Source organism: Nostoc sp. UCD121, from assembly GCF_014222285.1.
Lineage (GTDB): Bacteria > Cyanobacteriota > Cyanobacteriia > Cyanobacteriales > Nostocaceae > Nostoc.
Genome location: NZ_JACKZS010000348.1, coordinates 1 through 4,820 on the forward strand (window position 1 = coordinate 1; position 4,820 = coordinate 4,820).

Below are 4,820 nucleotides of genomic sequence, written 5' to 3' on the forward strand. Positions count from 1 at the left end.
ACCCTTATTTGCAGAGAATGTGGTTTCAAAATCGCCTTGTTTGCGGTTTGAAGCGTTTATGTTTGCAGTTCGCTACACCTATACCTTCCCAGGACTGCAAAAACATCGTGGCATTGACTACCAACCAGAACGCGATGATGAGCCGATTAACGAATTGCTGCTAAAACCTGCGAAACCACTCCCAGTTGAGGAGAAAGAAAAGCTGTTTCTTCTTATTGAACGCAAACAGCAACAGCCTCAGTTCACTCCACCACAAGAGGATATAGCTCTGTGGCCAAAATTGTATAAATACTTGAGTGAGAAACGCGGTATACCAGATTCTTTTATTGAAAGATTACATAACCACAATTTGCTTTATATCAATGAGCAAAAGCAGATTTTATTTATCAAACGTAATCTGGATGGTGAAAAAACTGGTGCATTAGTTTGGTCAAACCCCGGACATAATCATCAGACTGTTGAGTATGACCAAAACGCCTCTGTTTCAAATGGTTGGTTTCATATAAATTTGGGGCAGAATCCACAAGAAGAAATTAAAAACGTCTTTTTATGTTCTTCGCCAATTGATGCGGTGTCAGTAGGTGTGTATGTCCTAGCCAAAACTGGAGCCTTACCATCGATGAGAACAATGTTTATGGTAGCTGATGACCCGAACAATTTACCCCTAGAATTTCTCAAAAATTGCTATAGGGTAGTTCTGGCATTTAATAACGATGAGCAGGGGGAGAAAACTGCTAGTGCAGTATTAGAATTGTTACCGAATGGTAAAAGATTTAAACCGACTTATCCTGATTGGAATCAGGAATTAAAAGCTCATTTTTATGAAGCGGAACTTGAACGCGAACGGCAGTCGCGTAGTCGTGGTTTTAGTCTGTGAGCCACGCCGAGCATACACCTGACTCGTGGGTTAAGCTCAAGAAAGACTTTTTGAAACACAATTGCAACATATCATGATTACGTATTCTCAATAAGCCTGGGTCTTATTGACAATAAAAATTGCTCAAAAAAGTGGCTGTAATTGAGACTGGATATAAGTTATAGAAGATTTTTATCAAAAACAGTGGACGGCCAAAAGGACAAAAACTGGTCATTTTTGTCCTTTTGGACGGCCGTTGACAGGTGGGCATTTCTCAGCAGAGCATGACAATTGAGTAAGGTTGGCGCTCAGTGGACGGCCAAAAGGACAAAAAACCACTGTTTCTGTCCTTTTGGACGGCCAAAAATATTAGTGTCGGATGAGACTGATTTAATACGGTTAAACTACACCAAGTTTACGGGTTTACGAGTGTTTAGTGTAGTTGTTGCGTTAGACGAGTTTCTGTTTCAGTTAACGTTAAATATATAGAGTGACGGCTGAACTCACAGGAGAAATTTCAGATTCACTTACTGAAGAAGTTGATCGATTGAGCAGTTTTTTGAAGTACACTTGAAACACAAAAGTATTATATATTCTCAATAATTTTAGAGTTATTGAGAATGAGCCAGTTTGATAAAAATGGCTAAAAGCTAGTTGGTGTATGTATTAGACACCAATTTTTTGGTCAAAGCGATGTTCTAAATAGCAGACATTTTGTACTGAATAGTCAAAGTTACTTGACAGCTATAACAGTTAAAAGCGTGTATAAGCTGTGCAAAATGTCTGCTATTTTGCATAGGAATCGGGGTTTTAGGTGCAAAATGTCTGCTATTTGTAACTGTGATTAATCAGACAATTTCACCACTTAAAACAAGTTTCATCTCTATCAACAAGCGTGGAGATTGTAAAAGGAACAATTTCTATTCAGGTATGAAGAAAAAAAATCGGATGTTAAGTGGGCTGGGTTAAGTTAATGAAAGAATTATTGAAGCACAATTGCAACACTAGTGTATTATTCATTCTCAATAATTTTGAAGTTATTGAGAATGAATCCAGCGTTCAAAATTTGCTGTAAGTCATATTCAGTGAGCATTACACCAGAATTTTTCTTTATATGTCTTATGCCCAACTGGTAGCAGTAGGGCTACTGTATAGCTACCAGTTGGGGAATCATCAAATTTTCAACAACTCGCTTTTTTACTGCTCAACTGGTAGCGGGGTGTCACCAGTTGAGCTACCCAACAGCTACCACTTGGGCAAGGTATTCAGAACTACTATTTCAATACTTGTAATCTACATAAATCCTATGTAATAAGTGGTGTTTACAGCATAGCTTTTGTATAAGGGTAGCCACCGAGATACGCGCAAAATGGGACACGTTGTAAAGTTTTGTAAAGGCAATTGTCAAAAACCTTGATTTACCGTTCTTTCAGCCTCAACCTTAACTTGGATATTCAAATGAAGACATTCCCGTAAAGGGTCATTTATGGGCAAGTGTCAAGGACAAAAAGGGGTGAAAGCTTGGTTTTACCGTGCAAAAGTTTGATTCATCCATTATCATTTTTGGGCAAGTTAGTAAATCAACAAGGGATTGTTTGCAATATTTATTTACAACGTGTCTCTTTTTGCACGTATCTCGGCGGCCACCCTATAACTCACAAGTGGAGTGCAGTTGGAATACTACAAATGTAGTGCAGAGTAATATGAAAAAGTAGAGTTTTGCTCAAAATGTGTTTCTAAGCAATAATTTGGCTTTAGATGACGCGCAAATACTCATTTTTGATCCAAAAGGTGTGAGCGTCCGTTTGAAGCAAAACAGAAATTCTCCGCACAAATACTCCCTATTGCTACCCGCAATACTCATTTTTGTATCAAGTATTCTTATTGTGTCTAGGCAGACAACAGTGTACTGAAGATAATTTCAAGGTCAGGTTTAATCACAAGAATTGAATGCGATTTTTGGAGTAGACCCGTCAGTAGCCGTGTTGACCCGACGAACTCGTGACCGCTTCGCTCTCTGAGTCGGTGGCTCTTACGGGCAGAAAGATTATTGGTTGGGCCGACTAGATCCTGCAAGCCCGCAAGAGCCACTCCGCTACGCCGACTCCGAGCCACGAGTTCTTAAAACCTGGAAAGAAAGACACCTTGACCACTGACAGTGATCGCAGGACTTGAGTCTTTAAAACTTGATGAAACCCTACAAGCAATTTTTGGGCATTTTATTACTGGTAACTGTCTAGCAATAGACAACTATCTTGAGGTATTGGCTAAATTAGCTAGAAAAAATGAGGCTGGCTTTTCATCATTTATTTGTGAAATCCGAGAATAAGTCAATATGGGGAAGTTGTTTAGAGATGCAAGTCTTGCTGATTCTTTAACTAAATTAGCAATCCAACTACCTACATAATCTCCTAAAGCCATTTTTACTTGACGTTCACAATCTACTGCTTCAACCCAAAATAATGTAGATAATTCCGACAGTTCATAGTCATGATAAATAAACAGCACACCCTGTTTATTTCCCATTTGATTTTTTAACCGCTCTAAATTTTCTTTATTACTAATCAATGGGTTCAGATAATTTTTCCTTCCATAGGAATAAGATTTCTGACAAAACCCCATTGCTTCATCTCTCAAATGCTCAAAATTTGCATGTATTAAATTTGGGTCGATTCCTCGAAAATTACAGTCAATGATTGTTAAGTCGTAATCCGCTAGTGATTCAATCGTCAACGGGAGATTTTTTAGCTGAATGCGATCAGTGTAAATTATCTCAGGAATCACCTCTGGTTTTTCTCTGGGCGTTACTCCACCGATACCATAATTCGGGTCTAATTTTCTTCTGCGCTTTGCTTCACCCATGAGACGTAACTTTCCTTTTACAGCCAATCGCCTGAAGCAATTGTATTTCAATAACTGCTAGCAATTCATATCTTAATCAAGGTAGTTAACCCACATAATCCCCCTACAGGATGGTCAATTTTGATGACCATACCGTAATTGCACAGGCTTGAGCAGAAAGAGCGCAATCACCAGAGCGCAACGGTAATGATATTTGAGGATAATGCCCTGGCCGATATCTCTGGGTTGTCCTGATGCCCCAGTCGCTCGGTGATAGGCTGTGGAAGCAGTGAGACTGTAGCGGTCATAGTCACTCATCCCCTAGTAAGGCTTCGAGCTTGTTTAAAAGGTTTACCAACTGCTTTTGCTTTCTAGGCTCTTTCCAAAGCTGACGCTTTTTAATGCGCTGGGTGATATTTTGGAGGCGGTCTGGTATTTGGTTAGATCCTTTAGACGAGGATGTTTGTTCATCATCAGTCCAATCTGTGATTTTTTCTTTAATTTGGCTTAAAGACCAATAGTTAGCTATCGCTTCGGATAAAAGTTTTTTTCGGATTTCATTATTTCTTACCCGCGCCAACACTTGTGCTTTGGTGTATTCCAACTGACCAGAACGCAGTGCCATTAAAATTTCTTCAGGCAGATTGAGCAAAGGTAAGCGTGTGGTGATGAACGATAGCCAATTCATGAGTCCCAGACTCTCAAACACCTGTTGTACCGTGTTTGATTGTTCTTCATCTAGGTTAGGAGAAACGTTTTTACTAGATTCATTTTTCTCGGCTAAATGCTCAGAAACGTTGTCCTCAGATTGCAGATTATCTGGGTTAGTAAAAACGTTTTTACTAGATTCATTTTTCTCGGATAACTGGTCAGAAATGTTGTCCTCAGATTGTGGATTATCTGAGTTAGGAGAAACGTTTTTACTAGATTCATTTAATGAGGATTTTGAGGGCTGTTCCCCCTTGCTGTGAGCGTTTTTCATTCGATACAGCAAGGATTTGACGGCTTCTACATCGCAATGAAGCCGGATTCCCAACAGGTGCAAGATCCCTTCAGTTTCTTCAACAGGGTTAAGGTCTTCTCGTTGCAGGTTTTCAATCAAAGCCAACTGAAACGCTTGGTC

5 protein-coding genes are annotated in these 4,820 nt (G+C 39.5%); 1 reads left to right on the forward strand and 4 read right to left on the reverse strand.

All coding sequences use genetic code 11. The features are described 5' to 3' along the window. On the forward strand, nt 1-877 hold an 877-nt coding region (locus GNF10_RS35225), incomplete at its 5' end, for a DUF3991 and toprim domain-containing protein (RefSeq protein WP_221644704.1). Between the two features lie 1,869 nt (nt 878-2,746). Here GNF10_RS35225 and GNF10_RS38165 read toward each other — a convergent pair. The 4 genes from GNF10_RS38165 to GNF10_RS35240 form a co-directional block, all read right to left on the reverse strand. Then, nucleotides 2,747-2,971, reverse strand: coding sequence for a hypothetical protein (locus GNF10_RS38165; protein WP_221643795.1), 225 nt, complete (start codon nt 2,969-2,971; stop codon nt 2,747-2,749). Between the two features lie 135 nt (nt 2,972-3,106). Further along, a complete protein-coding gene (locus tag GNF10_RS35230; protein WP_185587218.1) occupies nt 3,107-3,718 on the reverse strand; it encodes a hypothetical protein in 612 nt (203 codons plus the stop codon). Between the two features lie 114 nt (nt 3,719-3,832). Then, nucleotides 3,833-4,015: a hypothetical protein gene (locus tag GNF10_RS35235; protein ID WP_185587220.1), complete on the reverse strand. Its 183-nt coding sequence runs from the start codon at nt 4,013-4,015 to the stop codon at nt 3,833-3,835. Then, a partial coding sequence (locus GNF10_RS35240) for a hypothetical protein (RefSeq protein ID WP_185607418.1) occupies nt 4,008-4,820 on the reverse strand: 813 nt, incomplete at its 5' end. The genes GNF10_RS35235 and GNF10_RS35240, both read right to left, overlap by 8 nt.

Bases quoted from the DNA above. Each gene is read 5' to 3' on its own strand.
- GNF10_RS35235 (WP_185587220.1), bottom strand. From the start codon at position 4,015: ATGAGTGACTATGACCGCTACAGTCTCACTGCTTCCACAGCCTATCAC.
- GNF10_RS35230 (WP_185587218.1), bottom strand. From the start codon at position 3,718: ATGGGTGAAGCAAAGCGCAGAAGAAAATTAGACCCGAATTATGGTATC.